The sequence below is a fragment of the Paenibacillus marchantiae genome, from assembly GCF_028771845.1.
GTDB lineage: Bacteria > Bacillota > Bacilli > Paenibacillales > Paenibacillaceae > Paenibacillus > Paenibacillus marchantiae.
Genome location: NZ_CP118270.1, coordinates 3,995,565 through 4,016,957, shown reverse-complemented (window position 1 = coordinate 4,016,957; position 21,393 = coordinate 3,995,565). Strand labels below are relative to the sequence as shown.

Here is a 21,393-nt window from a genome sequence, read left to right as displayed (position 1 = left end):
ATCTCTACATATAAAGAACGATAAGTAAGAAAAAAAAGTGTCCTCCCGACTACAGGAAGACACCTTAGTTATCCCAACATATCTATATCATAGGGATCAAATTAATCATTGTAGACATGACTCTGAATCTCCAAAGTCGTATCTCTGCGTTACAAGTTTACCAAGCGTAGTTTCCGATGCCATCCAAGATGCTTTCGATTTCATTCAGCTCTTCTGTCGTCAGATCTGGTGCCTGAAGGGCCGCTACGTTTTCTTCAATCTGGGACACACGGCTTGCGCCGATCAGAGCGGAAGTAACTCGGTTACCACGCAAAATCCAATTCAGCGCCAACTGGGAGATCGTTTGACCTCTACGTTCAGCAACCGCCTGAAGTGCTTCGAACTTGGCGATCCGTTCGTCTGTATAGGCTTCTTTTCTCAGATTGCCTGTTGGATTAGCGCGCTCTTCCTTGATCTTGTCCACATATTTATTCGTCAACTGTCCCCGGCCAAGCGGACAGAATGCGATCGATCCTACGCCGTGCTCATCCAGCACATCCTGCAATCCATCCTCAATCCAGCGATTCAGCATCGAATAGTTTGGCTGGTGAACCAGACAAGGTGTTCCGAGACGACGCAAAATAGTAACTGCTTCTTTCGTCTGTTCGGCATCATAGTTGGACAAGCCTACATACAGGGCTTTACCCTGTCTAACGATATGATCCAGTGCAGTCATCGTTTCTTCGAGCGGTGTCTCCGGATCTGGACGGTGATGATAGAAAATATCTACGTAATCCAGTCCCATCCGGCTCAGACTTTGATCCAGACTAGCAATCAGGTTTTTGCGAGAACCCCATTCGCCGTATGGACCGTTCCACATATGATAACCTGCCTTGGTTGAGATGAGCAGTTCGTCGCGGTAAGGACGCAGATGTTTTTTGAGAATGACACCAAAATTCTCTTCGGCTGATCCTGGAGGTGGTCCATAGTTGTTGGCCAAGTCGAAATGGTTAATCCCCAGATCGAATGCGCGCAGGATCATCTCTTCCTGAATATCCAGGGTGCGGTTTCCACCGAAGTTCTGCCATAAGCCTAGTGCTATTTGCGGCAGTTTAATTCCGGTTTTGCCAGAGCGGGCATATTTCATTTCACTGTATCGTTGTTCACTCGCAGTATAAGGCATCGTTAATCTCTCTTTTCCTGTAAAAGTTATTGAATACCCTTTCATCTTAGACACTTTCCATGTAAAACGATATGGCATTTCACTACAACGATATGGAAAAATGATTGGTATCTTCATCAAATGATATTCATAAAACGATCCCTTTTCACCTTTTATATGTTAAAATGCAAGGTATAACGACCTCATAACAGGAGTGAATAGCCTTGATTACGTATATGTGCAAAAACAATCACTTTCAGGAGCTGCAGCTCCTTCATTACGGCACAGAAGCTTGCGCACCCGGTCACCACTTCGGCCCGGCAATGCGGGATTATTACAAAATCCATTACATATTGGACGGCAAAGGTACCTTCGAAGTTGGAGGCAAAAAGGTTACGCTGCGCAAAGGTCAGGGGTTCCTCATCGTGCCTCATTCTGTCGTTCATTATGAAGCAGATCAGGATGATCCGTGGGAGTATAGCTGGGTTGCTTTCCAAGGAAGCACCTGCCCTTCGTTATTACAGCAGGCCTGCCTGTCTGAGCACCATCCGATCTTTGAGATGGGTAATGACGATGACGAGATGCGCTCCTGTCTGCACCGCATGATTAGCTCTCGCAACACCCATAAGGGATGGGAGATCAGCATGACGGGATTGCTCTTTCAGTTTTTTTCCATTTTGATTGATCGAGCCGGTGAGGACAGACCTATTCCGCTCCAGGACTATACGAAAGAAACTTATGTCACTCAGGTGATGGATTTCATTGAGATTAATTATGCTAATACCATAACCGTACAGTCCATTGCGTCTCATGTTGGCTTACAGCGCAGTTACTTGTGTTCTCTCTTCAAAGACAAGATGGGCACCAGCATTCAGTCTTATCTGGTCAATTACCGCATGCGCAGGGCGGCTGAGCTGACGCTGGATCCGGCTTTGACCATTGGGGATATCTCCCGTTCCGTTGGATATGCCGACCAGCTGCTTTTCTCGAAAATGTTCAAAAAAGTTATGGGCGAAGCCCCTACGTATTATCGCAAACACAAAACAGCACCTTCCCATTTATGCAGCTAATGGGAAAGTGCTGTTTTTGTATTTTTACACAGGATATCACTACCTGCTTATGACTGAATTCCATTCGTTCGTTCTATTCGTTCTGCTTTAAACTTGCTCCTGCATGGTCACGCCTACCACTTGTACTTTAATTTCATTCACCATAATGCCTGTTAATTGCTCGACAGCTTGCTGCACATTATGTTGAAGTTCCTGACAGACTTCATGCATCTTTTTGCCAAACTGAACATTGATTCGCAGTTGGATAGATGCCTGGTCATCTTTGATCGCAACGTCAATCCCTTTCTGCAAGCTCTTTCCGCTGATACTCTTGGCGATTCCTTCGGTAAGACCAACAGACATGGAGGATATTCCCTCTGTAGTTTGAGCGGCCATGCCAACAATTTTGGATACTACATCGTTGGAAATATGAATGGCGCCCATTTGAACAGATTGTGGCTCAATATACTCAGGTTCAGTGTATGGTTGTGGGATGATTTCAGACATGATTTCCACTCCTTCTATATCATTTATAAATGTTTAAGCATTCTGCCATTTGTCCTTGAAGAATAGCTGATAGATTCGAACCAAAATAATCTTAACGATCATGTAGACAGGGATGATAATCAGAATGGCAATAATGCCGCCCAGATCCCCTGCACCCAGCACCAATATAATGGTGGTAAGCGGGTGAATATCTAGTTTTTTGCCGAATACATACGGTGCAACCAGATTATCCTGAATTTGCTGCGCTACCAGAATAATAATGAGTGACCAGATCGCAACCGAAGGGGATACCACCAGTCCCATAATAACAATAGGAACGGAAGACAGGATCGCCCCGATAAACGGAACAAAGTTCATAATGACCGCAATCACGGTTAACAGCAGTGCATACGGGAGACCGATGATCAGGAAACCGATATACATCAGCACGCCCAAAGCCAGATTCACGAGAACTCGTCCCACGATAAAGCCGCTTAACGCCTGATCGATCTCAAGTACCACATCACGACTGTCTTTTTGGAAACGTTTAGGTGCAATGTGCACCAGCTTACGACCGAATTTCTCTCCCTGCTTCAACATGTAGAACAAAATGATCGGGAAGGTGAACAGAACAATCGCAAAGCTTGAGATGAGTGAGAAGAATCCACTCACATAGTTCGTTACAAAGGTGAAGCCTTTGTTAATGTAATCCGTAATCTGCGAAAACGGGGTCGACCCTTCCGGGAACAAAGCCGTAATGGCACCGTTCTGCTCGAGCTCTTTAAGCTGCAAACTCAGTGAATTGATTAAATTTGGTGCGTTTTCTACCAGGTTGATCAACTGCTCGCGTAGTGAAGGCCATAACCCTATAATAAACAGGGCGAACAGTATACCAAACACCAGATAGATCAACAAAATGCTAAGTGTGCGATTCAGCTTCTTTTTTTCCATGTAATTGACGAGCGGCCGCAGCAGATAATAAAAGAATACGGACAACATCATCGGCACGGTAATCACCGTAATCATGGTAACAAGCGGTTGGAAAATAAAGCTGACACGTGATAACAGATAGATATTGATCAGTATCAGTGCCAGTGCAATACTGAAACGTACAAACGAATTTACTTTGAACAAAAAGTTTCCCCTCCACTTAACCTTTTCTATATGAGCATTTTGCAAATGGTGATCAGAATGACAAATGTTTATGTCAACCTTATCCTTTATGTCGGTTCTTTATTTCGGAATCTGTATAGTGAACACCGTCGTCTCTCGTCCACGCTGGGAAAGTGTTAATCGTCCACCCATTTTCTCGGTGTTCCGCCGCGCAATTGCTAGTCCAAGCCCGGTACCCCCGGTTCCCGTACGAGCCTCATCCCCTCGCACAAATGGATCAAAGATGGTTGCCCACAACTCTTGAGGGATACCCACACCGGTATCAGCAACCTCGATAACCACATGGTTGTCCAGTGGGATTAACTCCACACGCAGCTCCGTCCCCCGCGGGTTGTAGGACAAGGCGTTTGTAATCATGTTCTGAATCACTCTGGACAACAGTTCCGGATCATACCTTGCATAGATCTCTTCATCAGGAACGAGCACATGCAGGCCAAAATGGTTCTGCTCAATCTCACCATATGTGTCGGCCATAATCTCACGTACAAATTCTCCGATTTCCCGCTGCTGAATGTGCATACGGAAGTCAGGTGAATCTACTTTGAGCAATTCCAGCATGTTCTGAATCATGCGCGCGACCTGAACGGACTTGTTGTATATATATCCCAGATATCGCTGCTGCCTGTCCTTATCTTCCCCCCGCCCTTCCACCAAAGCCTGGGCGTATCCTTGAATACTCGTGATCGGGGTCTTGAGATCATGTGACAGATCCACAATTAAGCGCTGTTTGCTCTCTTCGGCATAACGTTTCTCCGCAGATGTATTCTCAATGACGTCCGCCATATAATTGAAGGTTTCTCCAATCTGGACAAATTCCCTCTCTGCCGAGATGGACATGCGCGTACTATAATTCCCCTGGATCATCTGGGTAAGACCTAGAGAGAGAATACTCAGCGGTTTTTTGATTCGACGGGCGACCCAGTAGCTGTATACAAATATCAGCAGCAAGACCAATCCGATCCCGATCATAATGTAGAACGATAACGGATGCTTCAAATTGGTAATCAGTTGATTATCATTAATTCGTACACTGACCAAGTCACGCGGAATCTTCAGCAAAACGTACTTTGCAGCTCCCTCTGTTGAAAGCGGACTAATGGAGTAATAGTAAAGCTGTTCATTTCGGTTTTCGAGTCCTGCATATAGCTCAGCTTCACTGTACTGAGTGAACGTATCCTGCTTGTCCCCGATATAACGAATGACCCTGCGATCCGCATCCAGCACTTCAATCCATCCCCCACTGTCCTTGAGACGCTGAATTTCGGTATTATTGGTCTCATCGGAACTACCGGACAACCATTCGTTCTCCAGTTCTGTCACGTACACATGTGCCTCCACATTCAGATCAGGATCCACCACCTGATCCGAAATGCGGAAATCAACCACATCCAGATTAATGATAATGTACACGATGGCTACCAGTAAAAACAAAAAGAAGTTGAACAGCAAAAAGTCCAGTGTCAGGGACGTTTGCAATAGTCTCTTTTCTCTAGCTTTCCATGGGCGCTTCAATTTTGTATCCCAGTCCCCTTATCGTTTTTAAATATTCCGGTTGCCTGGAGTCGCGCTCGATCTTTTCCCGAATGTTACTGATATGTACCATTATCGTGCTGTCCTCGTGAGCGTAATAATCTCCCCAAACGGCTTCGTATATTTTTTTACGGGTGAAGACACGACCTGGCTGCTCAAGCAGAAGCTCCACGATTTTGTACTCTGTAGAGGTCAATGTCACAGGTTTACCCGAGCGAAAAAGGATACATTGGGATCGATCAAGCCTAAGCTCACCCAGCTCAAGATTTAACTCCTTAGCAGCAGGCACGTCAGGTGCATCAAATTGATTGACTCTTCTGAGCAAAGCTTCCACTCTGGCGACAATCTCCAAAGGATTGAAAGGTTTGGAGATGTAGTCGTCAGCACCCAATCCGAGTCCAAGGATTTTGTCATGGTCCTGGCTTTTGGCCGACAGGAACAGAACAGGCATATGATGTGTGGACCTGATTTGTTTGATCAGCTGGAGTCCATCCATTACAGGCATCATAATATCCAGTATGACCAGATCAATCTGAGTTGAACGGATACACTCTAGCGCCTCTACTCCATTAACGGCTGTCACAATGTTGTAGTCCTTCTCAAGGTACAGCTGAAGCAGTTCCACAATTTCGGGTTCGTCATCTGCAATTAATAGTGTGTATCTCATGCGAATCCTCTCATTCCTATTTCAATAAATTCAGTTTTCATTCGAATTCGTATCCGTACATTCCATTTGTTATTGTTCATATGTCTATACGTTACTACTATATACTACGTCTCTTAAATCAATCTAAACCATTTCTAAAGATAACCTAAATAAAAAGCCCAGGCATCAGGCCAGAGCTTCAAATATAAAGCTAAAATAAGTAAAGATTCAGTACCATTCATCACTTGCTACGTAACCAGGGTTCAACCCGGGCATATAATCGGTCCTTATCATATTGCACATACTGACTCGCCCGATTGCGTACCGGGTCACCGGCATAGAAACGTTCATACAGATCATGTCTGGCTCCCAGCGGACTTCCTGTCAGCTCCCAGGCGAGCTGGAATAACCGAATCTTCTCTGGTGCCTGCATCGTTACGCCTCCAAGATACTTGTTCATCATAGGGCTGATACTTCCTTCCAGCTCCAGCTTCCCGGAAGGGATCTGAATAAGGCCACCTGCGGCTATAGTCTTCAAAATCTCAACAGCGCGCGGGTAATAATGGTTCCCCAGATTACGGGCTGTTTCGATATATTTGAATGATGGTAGCCAGTTCCCATGAACATCCGGGGCAGCTTGTGCCTCAGATGCGACGATGAGTCCTTCAATCGTATGCATCTGGCTGATCATCTCCCCAAGCTGTTCCTGTACATTCAGGAAGGCATCCACTCCAATCTCCTTGGCGATGGAAGACGTGATGGCTGTAATGAATTCCAGCTTCGAATGTAGCCGAATAATGCTCTGATGATAAGCCAGACTGGAGGATGCCACGTTGCAGCGAATCTGCCATACCGCTTCCGGATTGTTGTGCAGGAGTACACGCTCCCAAGGTACAAATACGTCGTCAAAAAATAATACAGCATCCATCTCATCATACTGACTACTGAGCGGATGAGCAGTATCTGAATCTAATGTTGCAAAAGATTCTCTACATACCATATGTAATCCTGGACTTCCTGCTGCCACAATAACCATATGCGCCAATTCCGGGCGATGTCCAGGAATGCGCTGAATCGGATATGCAATGATATCGTCCGCATATGGAGCAGCAGTCGCCACCATCTTCGCCCCACGGAGGACAACGCCCTCTGTATTGGTACGAATGATTCGAAGCATTGCATCTTCATCTTCCCCTACAGGCAGAGCACGATTAATCTGCGGGTCACGCTGGACAATGGTCAGGAAGGCATCCTTCCGTTTTGCCTCATCATAATAGGTAGCGATTTTACCTCCATATGCCGGGTCATATGCAGCCATCGCATCCCGTGTGGCGTACCATCCAGTCAGGCGAGATCGCGCGTAATCCGAGAGACGGCTCATTACCCCGTAGGTACGATCAGACCACAATCGAAAGGCTGCCGCCCTGCTGCTGATCTCCTGAGCATTGCAGGGTACTCGAAAAGCCTGGTGTACATATCCGTTCGTCTGCTCATCCCAATAAGCCACTGTTTCTCTCGTGTCCGCATCATCCACCAGATTGAACAGACTTTCAATCGTTTGTAAGGTTCCCCGGAAGGCAGAATGCTCTGTTACGCGAATACGTTCTCCATCCAGCCATACATTCCGTTCATCGTTCAACCGTTGCAGATAAGCTTGTCCACGGGACATTGTTATGCTCAATGTAATCCTCCTTCTCAGTTAGAAAGGCTAGGAAACTCAATGGTGATAATGTTTTAATCATTTCGAGACTCAAGTTAACTAAAATGATACATATTGTATCTATTGAAATAGTACTTTGCTTTGGAGGAAAAAGTCAACAGACACCAAACCTAAGGTCCGGTGTCTGTTCTATTAGATTTATATTAGATCAATTTGGCATACATATGACGCAGATAGCGCCAGCGTACCAGAAGGAAGAACAGAATCTGCATGGATGCAAATACGAGGAAAATGCGCAAAGTATAACCCATAACAGAGAAATCAACCAACTGCTGTAATGCAACAAATGCAACAGAGCTGTGGATAATGGCCAAGGCTATTGGCAGGAAAAACATCAATACCAGTTGTCTGGTTACGATGTTGCGAAGCTCCGGGCGACTCAGTCCCATCTTACCAATCATGCGGTACTGCTCTTCATCCCGTTCCAGATCAGCATATAACCGGAAGTAGGTAAAACTTGCAGCAAAGGTGAAAAAGACAATGCCAATCAATCCACTTAGAATTAGGATAATACCATTAGTTTGTTTGGAATTAAGCCAATCCAGCACGAGAGCGCTGATCTCGAAGTATCCCTGACCATCTGAGTCATTTTGAATGGATTCAATCAGATCAGGAGCAAACTTCCGCGTTCCCATCCAATCTGTCACAACAAATTGAGTTTTTTTATCGGGATAATAATTTTCATCAGCCTCGATTTGAATATTAAATTCCTTATTCATCTTGTCGTACAGCTCATTGGATACCACATAAACTTCCCTTTTGAATTCAACAGGGATGACGATATCGGTTGCAGGTGTTGTTAATCTGACCTTTTCCTGAACTTCCCACATACTGATATTTTTCTGAGATGAACCCTGCCCGGCTTCTGCTCGTAATGTCTTGCGACTCGTAAGATTGCCCGGAGTCATAAAGGCATCGTTGACATTCTCCAAAGTTCGCTCTTTGTAACCAAGTGCCTTGGCAAGATGATTATATTCACTGAGTTTGATAATATAGTTGCCCTCGTCATCAAATAGCGGAATATAACTTCCTTTCTGATACGGAACTTCATTATCAATTAAAGTCTCTTCGATCTTCCTGATGTGCCGTTCTGCGCCAGGTGTATCCCATGAATTTTGGTAGGTAAACGCATATGGATTTGACATCGATGACAATCCCGGATCAGCGATCGCCAGCATCGTACCAATGCCTGTAAAGGCGGAAGCCGAGATCACACTCACCATAAAAAACATGACCGCATTATCTTTCATTCGATAGGTAAGTTCGGACAGAAACAGCAAATTCGTTTTGCGGAAAAACAAACGCTTATTGCCTTTGAGCGCCCGAATGGCATACACACTAAGTTGGGTGAATAACAGATACGTGCCTGCAATAACCAAAACAACACTACCAAGCAGCAAAGGGAAAGAGTATGTGATCCATACAAAGGCAAATACACCCGCATATCCACCCCCAATGAGTATGACGGAGAGAAGTGCTAAAAGACGAGAAGCCTTTGGCTCGAGTTTTGGTTTTTCCTCTGATTTTACAAGGTCAATCAATGACCCTTTTCGCATCAGCAGCGATGAGCTCAGCGCAATCACAACAAACAGCAGCAGAAATGCTCCGACAGTAAGTGCGATTGCTTTTAATGGAAAATAGAATCGGAGACTTTCTTCCACCGCCAGCATCGAACCGCAGATCAACAGGATCAGCTTGGCAAAGATCATTCCTAATCCAACGCCTGCCACAATGGCGGCGAGTCCAATGCACAAGTTTTCCATAAATAACAGTCGGTTCATCTGTTTACGTGTCATGCCAATGATTTGAAATATGCCGAATTCTTTTTTACGCGTCTTTAGAAATGAACCTACGGAATAGAGCAGAAACAGAAACGAAAAGATGAAAATAATGATCTCAGCAATCAAAAACCCCTGATTCGCAAGCATGGTCACTGTCCCACTTGAACCCTTCAGTCCATCCTTCAGATCCGGGTGAAACAAAAGAAGTGCATACGTAAAAAAGATCATGACGGAAAACGTACTGCTCAGAAAATGGGCCAGGTAAATTCGTTTGTTCCGAACAACATTATTAATGGCGAACTGGCGAAAATTCATGTCCAGAGCCTCCCATCAGGGATAATACGTTGATAATTCGTTGATAGAACGTCGATCGGTTATCTCCGTAATGAATCTCGTTGTACAGTCGTCCATCCTTAATAAATACAACCCGGCTGCAATAACTTGCCGCAACAGCGTCATGCGTGACCAGCAGCATGGTGGCTCGATCTTCCTGGTTGCGACGTTCCAGCATCTCCATTACATCACGCGCTGCCTTCGAATCGAGATTTCCTGTAGGCTCATCGGCCAGCACCAGCTTGGGGGAATGGATCAGGGCTCGTGCGATTGCTGTCCGCTGGGCTTGACCTCCGGAAATTTCATACGTGCGTTTGTTCAGAAGAGATGCGATGCCGAGCTTCTCTGCGAGTCGATCAACGCGTTCATTCATCTCCTCAACCGGTACTCCGTCCAGCGTAAGCGGCAGGACAATATTTTCTTTTACCGTGAGTGTGTTGAGCAGGTTAAACGACTGAAATACGAACCCCAGCTCTCGGCGTCTGAACAGAGCCAGTTCATCGTGATTCAGTTCAAACGGGTTCTTACCTGCAATCTTCAGTTCCCCTGAAGTAGGGTGGTCAATGGTTGAAATCATGTTTAGCAACGTTGTTTTGCCGCTGCCTGATGGACCCATGATGCCAACGAATTCCCCCTCCTGAATACTGAGATCAATTCCTGACAAGGCTTCGTATGACACGATCCCTTTATAAATTTTGCTAATCTGTTTCACTGAACATATTTCCATAGGTTAATGGCTCCTTTTAGATTTCGGATTTGAATTAAACAAAGTTGAACTGAACTTCATCGCAATTCGAGGTCGTTCTCTACTTTCTGACTTCAGTCTATCGAAGTTTCGACCATTCTCCTATGGATTAACCTTTCATCTTCATGACATTATTGTAAGGTTATATGTCTCGTCGCCCTTTGGCGTGTTTCTTCTATGTAGAAAATGAGAAAGACGCCGATCCCTGTCAGGGCACCAGACGTCTTCTCAATTCGTTCCACATTATGCGCTTTATATTTAAATTTCAAATGTAATGGTTACCGTTGTCCCTTCTCCCTGAATGGATGTAAGATCAATCCGATGGTTCATTCGTGTCAGGACATCCTTAACAATATACAGTCCCATCCCCGTGGATTCTTTAAAATGTCGCCCATTCTCTCCGGTGAAAAAAGGCTGGTACACTCGGTTGAGATCCGACTTGGGAATACCGACTCCCTGATCCTTCACTTCAAGAATAATGGATCTTGTGGATTCATGGGCCTGGATGGTTACCTTTTGCCCGTTCCCCCCGGAAGAGTACTTGATGGCATTGGATAACAGCTGCACGAGGACAAACCGAATCCACTTCGCATCCGACTGAACCATTAACGCAGAATCAATTTTCATCTCGGGATACACGTGATTGCGAATGAAGAACCGTTTCAGCTCATGGATGGCTTCTTCTCCGGCCGCCTTGAGGGATACGGGCTCCACACTGAAATCCTGTTCAAATGTCTCCAGCCGCGCCATGTATAGCACGGTTTCCAGTCCTCGTCTCATCTGGTCTGCTTCCTCTCGAATGCTGATGAAACGGGGGTCCTCATCCTCCTGATCCTCAACCGTCAGTTCAATGACGGACAAAGGTGTCTTCATCTGATGAACCCATTGATTCATAAAAGTCAGATATTCCTGTTGACGCTGTTCCAGACGATGCAGATGCGCATAATAATGACCGTACTGTGAGTCCAGCAGTTCTGACAATGCCTGTGGCAAGGGAGCAGGCTCATTCAATGGAACAAATTCTTTCAGATCATTCATTCGATGGGACATCCGGGAATAAAACATGCGATGGGACAGATACCGATAAATGAGGTAGGCTGCGTATAGGACTAACCCCAGAGATACCGCATACGTGGCCGTTAACCAGTGGTCATAGCCGTCGTACCAGAAGACCGCAACCACGGTGAGCAGCACAACGATTACCCAACAAGTCAGTACAATATGTTCTTTGATAAACAACTTCATGAAGGCGACGATGCCTTCCAATTACTGTTGAGTCGATAACCTGAACCTCTTACCGTCTCCAGAGCATCTGTAATTCCCAGCTCAGTCAATCGTTTACGAACGCGGGTCACATTCACGCTAAGTGTGTTATCATCCACAAACGAATCGTCCCACAGCTTTTCCAAGATGGTTTCACGGCTAACCAGTTTGGGACTGCGACGCAGCAACGTCTCCAGCAAAATGGTTTCTTTCTTGGTCAGTTGTATCTTGCGGTCACCGAGCTCCATCTCCAATCTTTCCAGATAAACAGTTAGTCCATCCAGTTCCACCTTGCGCTCTTCATGACGCGTAGCGTAATCGCCATACACCCGGCGCAGCTGACTTCGAATTTTGGCCATGACAATCTCATGCTCAAACGGCTTCGTAATATAATCGTCCGCACCGTTCTCAAGCGCCATGACCTGATCCATCTTGCCACTTCGGGCCGAGATGAAAATAATCGGACATGTGGAAATGGAACGAATTTGGCGACACCAATAGAACCCATCGTAACTCGGCAAGTTGATATCCAGCAGCACGACATGCGGCTTAACTTGTTCAAACTGCTGAACGACTTGCTCAAAATCCTCAACCGCAACGGCCCTGTCACCATATCGCTCGATATGGGATTGAAGAAGACCCGCAATCTTCGGATCATCTTCAATAATCATTATCGTATACATAAAAAGGTCTCACCTCTAACCTGTCGTAATGGAATATGCAATTCTCTTTCCAAAATCATAACACAGGTTGGTACTATCGGGCATCGACCTGCTTGCGCCAATCCACAATGTCAGCGTTCAGCTGCTTCAAATCGCCAGACGGCTGCTCCTCATCGGACAAGTTATACTTCTGTTTCAAAGCCAGAATTCGATATACACTTTCATTAATTCGGGATTCTGAAATCTTCCCTGACTTCACCGCACTCTTCAGCGTATCAAAAATAGTCTTGGCACTCTCATAACTGTGAGCTACTAGCAGAATATCGCTCCCTGCTTGAACCGTCGCTACGGCGGCATCGTTCAACTTATAATTTTTCGCGATCGCGCCCATGCTCAGATCATCTGTGATGACCACACCGTCATACTTAAATTTGCCACGCAACTGCTGACCAATAATGACGTCCGACAAGGATGCCGGATGGTCGGGATCAAGCTTGGGAAACAGAATATGAGCTACCATAACCGCTTCCACCTGTTCCTTCACCGCTGCCTCAAACGGAATCCACTCCAGCTGGGCAAGTTGCTTCTCCGTTTTGTTCACGACAGGCAGATCCAAGTGGGAGTCCACTGACGTGTCTCCATGACCGGGAAAATGCTTCACCACCGGAATAATCCCTTCGCTGCGCAGCCCTTTCATCTCAGCTATGCCCATTTGTGAAACCAGACTGGCCGAACTTCCAAATGAACGATCCCCAATTACCGGGTTATTCGGATTACTATTTACATCCATCACTGGAGCAAAATCGACGTTAAAACCTACCAGCTGAATTTGTCTTGCTAACAATTTGCCCATCGTTTCAGCCAAATCAGCATCCTTCGTCTTCCCCACTTTCCCATTGGAAGGTATAGACTCTACCGTTTCTGGCATTCGACTAACTTTGCCACCCTCCTGATCCACACTCATGAAAATTGGAACTGGATTGGAACGATTGGCATCCTTAATGGATTGCACGAACTTTGCCGTTCCTGGCACGGTCGAGACATTATTCGCATAGAAAATAATCCCTCCCACCTTCTGATCCGTGATCATCTGTTTCGCTTGAGCATCCAAAGTGGTTCCCTGAACACCCGCCAGAATCATTTGTCCGATCTTCTCATCCAAAGACAATTGGTCGAGCTGCTCTTCTACCGGATTCTTCTCTTCCTGTGGAGGCACTGTATTCTGTTGATCATCCTGATCATTCTGATTGTTTGCACCTGTGTTTGAATTCGCATTGGTCTCCGTTCCGGCATTATTGTTATTTTGCTCTGACGAGGAAGGCTTCTGTGACTGCCCACATGCGGATAAGAGCAGCATTATTCCGAATAGCAGGCACAACATTTGAAGCGTGTTTATGTGTTTGTTTTTTAACTTGCGATTATCGATATACAAGGATGGTCATCCTCCTTAAGCATTGTTGTCATTCAGTCTGAATGTGGTTCAGGCATAACCTTATCATAAGGTGGTTCATTTTCAAAATGGAGACGGCTCCAGTACAAATTCTTATGATGCAACCTAAAAACGCAAAAAAATTTCCCTTTTTGGGCTTAAAGTGTGGTACTTCATGGTGTTGTTTCTTAGGGCGTGTGTGATTGGAGGGGATGAGAAAAGGTGTCAGCGGTGCGAAAAAGGGTTTTCTATTGTGAATTTTTCATATGTTGAAATTATTATTATAGGGAGGTGAAAAAGCCGCCTTTCGGCGGCATCAGGTTTGTTTTCAGTTTAGAGTGTTTTCAATGCTTCTGCTGTAAAAGGAACAATTTCGGACAGGCGCCCTTCGCGAACTTTGTTTGGCCATTCCGGATCACTCAAAAGTACACGTCCCAACGCGATCAAGTCAAATTCATTATTTTCCATTTTCTCGTTCAACTGATCCAGATGAGCGTCACCTGTTCCCTGGTTTTCGTTCGCTCTGTCCACGAATTCCGCTTCGAGACCTACCGATCCAACGGAGATCGCCGGCTTGCCACTTATTTTCTGTGTCCAGCCTGCAAGATTCAGCTCTGAGCCATCAAATTCCGGCAGCCAGAATCGACGGGTAGAGCAGTGGAAAATATCTACACCTGCAGCCGTGAGGGGTGCAAGGAATTGCTCCAGTTGTTCTGGTGTTTCCACCAGCCGTGCGTCGTAGTTCCCCATTTTCCATTGGGAGAAACGAAGTACGATCGGGAAGTCAGGACCTACTGCAGCGCGACATGCTTCAATAACCTCAACAGCAAAACGCGTGCGCTGTGCCAGATCGCCTCCATATTTATCCGTACGACGATTGGTTTGCTCCCAGAAGAATTGATCAATCAGGTAGCCATGAGCCCCGTGAAGCTCAATACCATCAAAACCGATGCGCTGCGCATCTGCTGCTGCTTGGGCAAACGCCTGGATAAGACCCTTGATCTCGTCCTCTGACAATGGTTCTCTCTCAGGTTCACCTGCCATGCTTATTCCCGATGGGCCTACCGGCTCAGCTTCTGCATTAGGCAGGTCCCCTGAACGGCGGGCTGTACCCACATGCCACAATTGTGGCATGATTTTGCCACCTGCCTCATGGACTGCTTTGACTACATTCGCCCAACCCTGCAATGATTCTTCGCCATGGAACAGCGGAATGCTCGCGCCACTAATGGATGAAGGGTGGTTAATACCCGTTCCTTCCGTAACAATCAGCCCTACACCTCCGGCTGCTCTGCGACGATAATATTCCACGACCTCTGGTCCGGGTACTCCTTCGGGTGAAAATCCACGAGTCATGGGTGCCATGACGATCCGGTTAGACAGGGTAAGCTTGTCCGAGGTAAATGGTTTAAACAAAGCTGACGGTACATTCATTGTGTATTGCTCCTTTACGATTAGATTGGAAGAAAAGATGTACACTTTCTTGCACATGCTATTGTATAACTACCACAGATGTTAATCAGTGAGTTGGCTAAGATATATCACCTTTCTATTTTATAGTTTCTGATTTTATTTTCAAATTTTCGATTTACAAGGATTATTAATCTCTTGAACATAAAAATAGAGCAAGCTCGATGTAGCTTCATCTAAGAAGTTCTACGATCTTGGCCTGCTCTGTACAATTAACCTAAACGGCTCTCTCTGTAACCAAAAATGTGGATGAAGCATAGTATATAATCCATAATCTTCCTTACATTTAATTAGAATTAACAGGGATATCATTGCGATTAACTCTGAGTAATTTGCCTGATGAAGTCGATAGAACGTCGGGGTCTGTGCCCAGCCCAAAGTAGAAATCACCTTCGTGTTCTTCAAAAGACTTGGCGTACGTGTCCTGGTTAAAACGGAGGATTTCATTCCATGTGTTCAGATCTGTCGATTGATACACCCGGTTTATATAGAGATTTGCACTTTTGCGAGTGTAGGTAAGCACATAGACTTTCCCTTCTCGAAGCAGTAGATCCGTAGGAAGAGCTAGAGTATCTGGCAAAATGACGCGCGCTGCCTGATTAATGTCGGTCATCACATTCAAGGATTTGGGTAACAGTTGCCCATCATTGAATACCCCTCCGGCAATATAAAGCAGCTTATTGTTAAAATTAATATTTTTCCCTATTTTATTATACGGAACTGTGCCCGTTTGATAGGATAATCCTGGGAGCATTTTGCTACCATAAATGACCACGTCTTTCTTTTCAAGCTTCTCATTAATCTCTAATACATTAGTCTTATCGCCCCAAATTTTATTGGCAGGATACATCATGCCTGATGCATATAATTTGCCCTTGATTTCAAATAGCGTATATGCCCTGAAGCCAAACGTATTGATGGTGGCGAATTTTTGCCAACTTTCGCCTTGATCATGAGAGATTAATACGGTCGGTTTCTGCTCGGTACCCAGCGCTGCAAACAGTTTGCCCTGATAGGACGCCAAATCGTATACGTGTACACCTAGCGGCAGATTCCGATACTTTGTCCATACATCTCCATCTAACCGGTAGAAGTTTCCCATATCCCACTGCTCACCATCCGAATCATTTCCGGGAATATACAATTTGTCGTTCAGCACTTTATAAATATCAATCTGTTCCTCATCTACGAATAATTTGGTCGAAGGAACGATGCTCGGATTGCTATTGGTGACGGACTGGGTTATAAATTTGGGATTGGCTGTATCGTAATAAATGACTGGAATAGGACCCGCATTAGGTGAAACACCTAAATTACTGCTGTTCCCATGACCCATATATATTTTTCCTCTGTACAGCTGCAAGTCCCAGACATTATTGGCATATGGTGCTTTCTTAAAAGGTTTTCCAAGCAACTCGATCTTAGACGTCACATCAGCGGATGTGATAGGCGCACTGGACACCTTGGCAAGTACCCGTTCGGCAGTTGGCTGATGATCGGTTGAAACATTGTTTTTGGGTTTCGAATTACCCATAAGCAGCCAGCCCATGCCTGCAACAATCGTCAAAATCACGGCTGCCCATTTTGTATTGCTCTGCATGTCCGCTTCCTCCTTCATTTTTATGAAATAACACCTTTACATCAAAATGATACAAATTGTATCTTTTCATATTATGTAAAACGAAACGTACTTGCAACAAATTCCGCCCGTTCTGTGCAAAAAAAATAGACAATCGCATCCGAAGATGCGTTGTCTATTTGTCATTCATTCATTGTGGTTGCCTACCGCTTGCACATCAGTTCCAGTTGAGTTCCAACCGGGCACGTGTTGCCATCCGCTGACTTCCACTATATTACTTGGCTTGTGATTCGCTTGGTAAATTTACTCAGCTTTCACCAGAATTTTAACCTGGTTTTTCTCTTTCAGCAGTGCTTCAAATCCATGCTCTACCACTTCATCCAGGCTGATTCGTTTGGTTACCAGCTTGTCTGCCGGGAAGAAACCTTTAGCCATCAAGCTAATCACAGCCGGGAATACGTCACGGTAACCGATAATGCCATTGACCGTACGCTCCTTCATGACAATGGAGTTTGGCAGGATCGGTGCTTCCTGTTCAAAAATGCTGACGATCATCAATTCACCGCCAATACGTGTTGAATCAATCGCTTGTTGCAGCACCCGTGGAACACCGGTTACTTCATAAGCTACATTCACGCCACCTTGGGTGCGTGCATGAATTTCTTCCACTACTTTGTATTGTGTAGGATCAATAACAATAGCGCCAAGTTCTTCCGCTTTGGCTTTACGTTCTTCGGATAATTCCACAACATAAATATCCGATGCACCAGAAGCTTTCAACGCTTCAATAACCAGCAACCCGATTGGACCTGCACCAAAAACAGCCGCAGTGTCGCCAACTTTCAGTTTGCTTTGACGAACAGCATGAAGAGCTACTGCGGAAGGCTCCACCAACGCTCCTTGCTCGTACGAGATGGAATCAGGAATGGCATGAACCATATATTCCTCAGCCGTTACATACTCCGAGAAACCTCCGCCTCCCCCAGCCAGACCCAAGAAACCCATCTGATCGCACAAATTATATTTCCCTTGTTTACAGGCTTCACAATGACCACATGCATAGATCGGTTCCACCACAACGCGGTCCCCTGCCTTATAACGTGTCACGCCTTCTCCTACTTCAACGACTTGTCCTGAAAATTCATGCCCCATCACAACAGGTGCTTGTTCCCCTGTTAGCGGATGCGGTGCTTGAGCCGGAATGAAGATCGGGCCAGCAGTGTACTCGTGCAAGTCACTGCCACAGATACCACACCACTCCACTTTTATTTTAACCTTTCCCTGTTCAGGGCGGGGTTCATCAATATTTTCGAGACGCAAATCTTTTACTCCATGCCAACGCAATGCTTTCATTTGTTTCATCTCCCAGATCATAAGTTTTGATATAATCGGAAACGTTTCCGTAAGTTAAATATGTCACATTTTAAATAGGCTGTCAAACATAATTTGTCACACATATGTCTATCTTATGAATTTTACGTCGATAATTCTGGTGTAATAACAGCGTTTTCAATATATCGATCATTTTTTGCTCTGTGGCTTTCTGTCCGTTCTCGTGTATATGTTTAATTCAATGGATATAGAATGCGCGATTTATCTCTATTTATCCGTTCGGTTCTTTTGGAAAACCAACAGACATCTCTGTCCTTTCAATCGTATTCACGGGATAGTTATTGGCTCAAATGTTATAATCAAGGTATAGGATTGTCTTTCCATTCGTACATATTTTCAAAATTCGGAATCGTTTCCGATGAAGTGAGGTTAACTAAACGTGAGTAAAGATCAGAAGATTACGATCAAGGACGTTGCAGAACTTGCAGGTGTAGGTATCGCTACCGTCTCCCGAGCCATTAACAATTCCGATGGCATCAGCAACAAAACACGGGATAAAGTCTTGCAGGCCATTGAGGAGCTTGGATTTGTCCCCAATACCTCTGCCCAGAGTTTGAAAATACGCCAGACACATCAGATCGCACTGGTTGTTCCCGACATACGCAATGCTATCATTCCCGAGATCTCTTGGTCTGTTGAACAAACGGCTAAGCAGCATGGGTATCATGTGGTTCAAATCAATACGGCTGGTAATGCACGAACGGAACTGGAAACCATTCGTACGATCAAAAAACTGCATGTGGACGGGCTTATTTTCATGCCTTTGGCATATCCCAAAACGTTGCCTGGCTTAATTGATAAAGCCCCCCTTCCCATTTCCATGATCAATTACGGTAAAAAGCTGGACCCTGGCATGAAAGCAGATGTCGTTTCTCTTTCACAGCCAGAAGGGAAACTGGTGATGGAACATCTGATTAAGATTGGACGGACCCGCATCGCATACGCCGGTGCCCCCAAAGATATTATTGAAGAACGTTATCGAGCTTATGAGCAGGCACTGGGACATGTAGATATCTCGCTTGTTTACTTCGGAGAAGATTTCTCATTGAATACGGGAGCTAATGCAGCGGATTATTTCTATGGGCTGACTCACATGCCAGATGCCGTATACGCGATTAACGATATGGTCGCGATCGGACTGGTAAATCGGTTTAAAGAACTCGGCGTTCGTGTCCCTGAAGATATCGCTGTTGTGGGTGTCGATAATAACCAATGGACTACCGTTACGTCTCCGCAGATCAGTTCTGTCTCGATTATGGGCGAAGAAGTGGCCCGACTTGCTACGGAATTGCTGTTAAAACGGATTCGAGAGATGAGCACCACGGATTACGAACATATTCAATTTGAGCCACGGTTAATTGTGCGCGGCTCCAGCGTTGCCATGATCCGCTCATCTTCACAAGAACCACCCGCAGAAGAATGATTTTAATGGACAATCCAAACCTCCGATAATCACAAAAAAGGTGTTCACCAGGAATGAACTTCTTCCTGAGAAACACCTTTTTTTATCTTCATTCACACCCTTTTATATCAAACCCACCTCCGAGCAACTACTTCTTCGAAAGCAATTGTCTAATTGGTGTTCCTTTCATAAACATCTCAATATCCTCTACGGTATGGTTAAAATAAATGGCATAGTTGCCTTGAGTCACATAACCCAGGTGCGGCGTTGCCAGCAGATTGGGCAGTGTACGCAACATATGATTCACAGGAAGAGGTTCCTGTTCATATACGTCCAGACCTGCCCCGGCAATCCACTCATTCTGTAAAGCTTCGACCATCGCCTCTTGATCCACAATGCCTGCACGGGACGTATTGATCAATAAAGCGGTATTTTTCATCCGTTGCAACTCGGCTCGTCCGATCAGATTACGAGTGCGATCACTGAGCACCAGATGAATGGAAACAATATCGCTTTGTTCAAGCAGCTGTTCCTTGGTCTCTGCCCATTGGACTCCCTGTTCCTCTGCTCTTGCCTGTGTCAAATTCTCACTCCAGGCGATCACGTTCATGCCAAAGGCTTGTGCAATCTCTGCCATTCGGCTGCCAATCTTGCCTAAACCGAGCAATCCCAATGTCTTTCCGTACAAATCCATGCCAACTGTACTCTGCCAATTCCGATTGGAGCGCAGTGCGTTATTTTCAGTTACCAGCTGTCTGGACAGACCCAGTATCAGCGCCCATGTGAGTTCAGTCGGAGGGTTCGAGCTGCCTTCCGTGCCGCACACGATTACACCGTTTTCTTCCGCAGCCTGGAGGTCAATGGAGGCATTGCGCATGCCGCTTGTAATCAGAAGCTTAAGATTGGGTAATTGAGTAATCACGGATTCAGGAAAAGGTGTACGCTCACGCATCAAGACAATAATTTCAAAATCCTGCAGTTCCTGAACGACCTTCTCTTCTGATCCCAAGTAATTATTGAACGTCTGAACCTCAACTCGATCCAGGATAGGAGTCCAATCCGCTGAAGAAAGGGCTACATTCTGATAATCATCCAATATGGCACAACGCAACTTCGTCTGCATGGTTGAATCTCCTCCTCATATATGTGCATCATCAAACATTCTTTGAACATGTTACCCGAATATGTAAATCATAGTATACACCCTAATTTAATCTATACCCTATCTGTATTGTATCAACTCAAGCCCTCATCTGCCCAATGTCCTCAGACACAAAAAGAGCAGGAACAGATTCCCGCTTGTCGCTCTCACTTCAGAATAGCTTGAAAAGCAGCGCCGTGATCAGTATGGCCATCGCCACTTGAAGCAAGGACCGTATTTTCCAAAAAATCGTATCTAATTTTGATTGATCATTCTCTGTCAGCGAACCCACAATAGCAATAAAAGCAAGTATACCAATCACAATCAAACTGAACTGGATAATCCCCATCCCGCCGTATGTTGTCAGCAGCACACCTATAATATATAAAACGACAAGGTAGATCCTATGAAAATAACGTTCCATATGAACACCCTTTCTAAAAATGAAATT

Annotated in this window: 18 protein-coding genes; 2 read left to right on the top strand and 16 right to left on the bottom strand. The window is 45.3% G+C overall.

What is annotated here, in order from left to right; genetic code table 11:
- Positions 1-157: 157 nt before the first annotated feature.
- The gene (locus tag PTQ21_RS18470; protein ID WP_072732606.1) at positions 158-1,162 is read right to left on the bottom strand and encodes an aldo/keto reductase; all 1,005 of its coding nucleotides are present in this window, start codon (positions 1,160-1,162) and stop codon (positions 158-160) included.
- A gap of 203 nt (positions 1,163-1,365) precedes the next feature.
- Here PTQ21_RS18470 and PTQ21_RS18465 point away from each other — a divergent pair, with 203 nt between their 5' ends.
- On the top strand, positions 1,366-2,211 hold the full coding sequence (locus tag PTQ21_RS18465) for an AraC family transcriptional regulator (RefSeq protein ID WP_063563461.1): 846 nt from the start codon (positions 1,366-1,368) through the stop codon (positions 2,209-2,211).
- Between the two features lie 87 nt (positions 2,212-2,298).
- Here the strand turns inward: PTQ21_RS18465 and PTQ21_RS18460 are convergent, their stop codons facing one another.
- The 13 genes from PTQ21_RS18460 to PTQ21_RS18400 form a co-directional block, all read right to left on the bottom strand.
- Entirely contained in the window at positions 2,299-2,697 is a 399-nt protein-coding gene (locus PTQ21_RS18460; RefSeq protein ID WP_053782092.1) for an Asp23/Gls24 family envelope stress response protein, read from the bottom strand.
- Positions 2,698-2,730: 33 nt separating this feature from the next.
- A complete protein-coding gene (locus PTQ21_RS18455) occupies positions 2,731-3,810 on the bottom strand; it encodes an AI-2E family transporter (RefSeq protein ID WP_063563459.1) in 1,080 nt (359 codons plus the stop codon).
- A gap of 99 nt (positions 3,811-3,909) precedes the next feature.
- Complete coding sequence (locus PTQ21_RS18450) at positions 3,910-5,361, bottom strand: sensor histidine kinase (protein ID WP_274566612.1); 1,452 nt, start codon at positions 5,359-5,361, stop codon at positions 3,910-3,912.
- On the bottom strand, positions 5,339-6,046 hold the full coding sequence (locus tag PTQ21_RS18445; RefSeq protein ID WP_064638805.1) for a response regulator transcription factor: 708 nt from the start codon (positions 6,044-6,046) through the stop codon (positions 5,339-5,341). The genes PTQ21_RS18450 and PTQ21_RS18445 overlap by 23 nt, the downstream gene beginning before the upstream one ends.
- Before the next feature lie 220 nt (positions 6,047-6,266).
- Complete coding sequence (locus PTQ21_RS18440; RefSeq protein WP_274570525.1) at positions 6,267-7,694, bottom strand: 4-hydroxyphenylacetate 3-hydroxylase family protein; 1,428 nt, start codon at positions 7,692-7,694, stop codon at positions 6,267-6,269.
- A gap of 194 nt (positions 7,695-7,888) precedes the next feature.
- The gene (locus tag PTQ21_RS18435) at positions 7,889-9,841 is read right to left on the bottom strand and encodes an FtsX-like permease family protein (RefSeq protein ID WP_274566611.1); all 1,953 of its coding nucleotides are present in this window, start codon (positions 9,839-9,841) and stop codon (positions 7,889-7,891) included.
- On the bottom strand, positions 9,816-10,586 hold the full coding sequence (locus PTQ21_RS18430; RefSeq protein ID WP_072732602.1) for an ABC transporter ATP-binding protein: 771 nt from the start codon (positions 10,584-10,586) through the stop codon (positions 9,816-9,818). The genes PTQ21_RS18435 and PTQ21_RS18430 overlap by 26 nt, the downstream gene beginning before the upstream one ends.
- Positions 10,587-10,862: 276 nt before the next feature.
- Positions 10,863-11,849: a sensor histidine kinase gene (locus tag PTQ21_RS18425; RefSeq protein ID WP_274570524.1), complete on the bottom strand. Its 987-nt coding sequence runs from the start codon at positions 11,847-11,849 to the stop codon at positions 10,863-10,865.
- Positions 11,846-12,550 carry a response regulator transcription factor gene (locus tag PTQ21_RS18420; protein WP_072732600.1) on the bottom strand — a complete coding sequence of 235 codons (705 nt, stop codon included), beginning with the start codon at positions 12,548-12,550 and terminating at the stop codon, positions 11,846-11,848. The genes PTQ21_RS18425 and PTQ21_RS18420 overlap by 4 nt, the downstream gene beginning before the upstream one ends.
- Before the next feature lie 73 nt (positions 12,551-12,623).
- Entirely contained in the window at positions 12,624-13,961 is a 1,338-nt protein-coding gene (nagZ, locus tag PTQ21_RS18415) for a beta-N-acetylhexosaminidase (protein ID WP_274566609.1), read from the bottom strand.
- Between the two features lie 330 nt (positions 13,962-14,291).
- Entirely contained in the window at positions 14,292-15,392 is a 1,101-nt protein-coding gene (locus PTQ21_RS18410) for an NADH:flavin oxidoreductase (protein WP_090949519.1), read from the bottom strand.
- Between the two features lie 322 nt (positions 15,393-15,714).
- Positions 15,715-17,028, bottom strand: coding sequence for a hypothetical protein (locus tag PTQ21_RS18405; RefSeq protein ID WP_274566607.1), 1,314 nt, complete (start codon positions 17,026-17,028; stop codon positions 15,715-15,717).
- Between the two features lie 282 nt (positions 17,029-17,310).
- Positions 17,311-18,360: a 2,3-butanediol dehydrogenase gene (locus PTQ21_RS18400; RefSeq protein ID WP_063563450.1), complete on the bottom strand. Its 1,050-nt coding sequence runs from the start codon at positions 18,358-18,360 to the stop codon at positions 17,311-17,313.
- Between the two features lie 418 nt (positions 18,361-18,778).
- Here PTQ21_RS18400 and PTQ21_RS18395 point away from each other — a divergent pair, with 418 nt between their 5' ends.
- The gene (locus tag PTQ21_RS18395) at positions 18,779-19,822 is read left to right on the top strand and encodes a LacI family DNA-binding transcriptional regulator (protein ID WP_274566606.1); all 1,044 of its coding nucleotides are present in this window, start codon (positions 18,779-18,781) and stop codon (positions 19,820-19,822) included.
- A 127-nt stretch (positions 19,823-19,949) separates the two neighbouring features.
- Here PTQ21_RS18395 and PTQ21_RS18390 read toward each other — a convergent pair whose 3' ends face one another.
- Together PTQ21_RS18390 and PTQ21_RS18385 are read right to left on the bottom strand one after the other, a co-directional pair.
- Positions 19,950-20,924, bottom strand: coding sequence for a D-2-hydroxyacid dehydrogenase family protein (locus PTQ21_RS18390; protein ID WP_076291036.1), 975 nt, complete (start codon positions 20,922-20,924; stop codon positions 19,950-19,952).
- Between the two features lie 190 nt (positions 20,925-21,114).
- The gene (locus PTQ21_RS18385) at positions 21,115-21,366 is read right to left on the bottom strand and encodes a hypothetical protein (protein ID WP_099852673.1); all 252 of its coding nucleotides are present in this window, start codon (positions 21,364-21,366) and stop codon (positions 21,115-21,117) included.
- Positions 21,367-21,393: the final 27 nt, after the last annotated feature.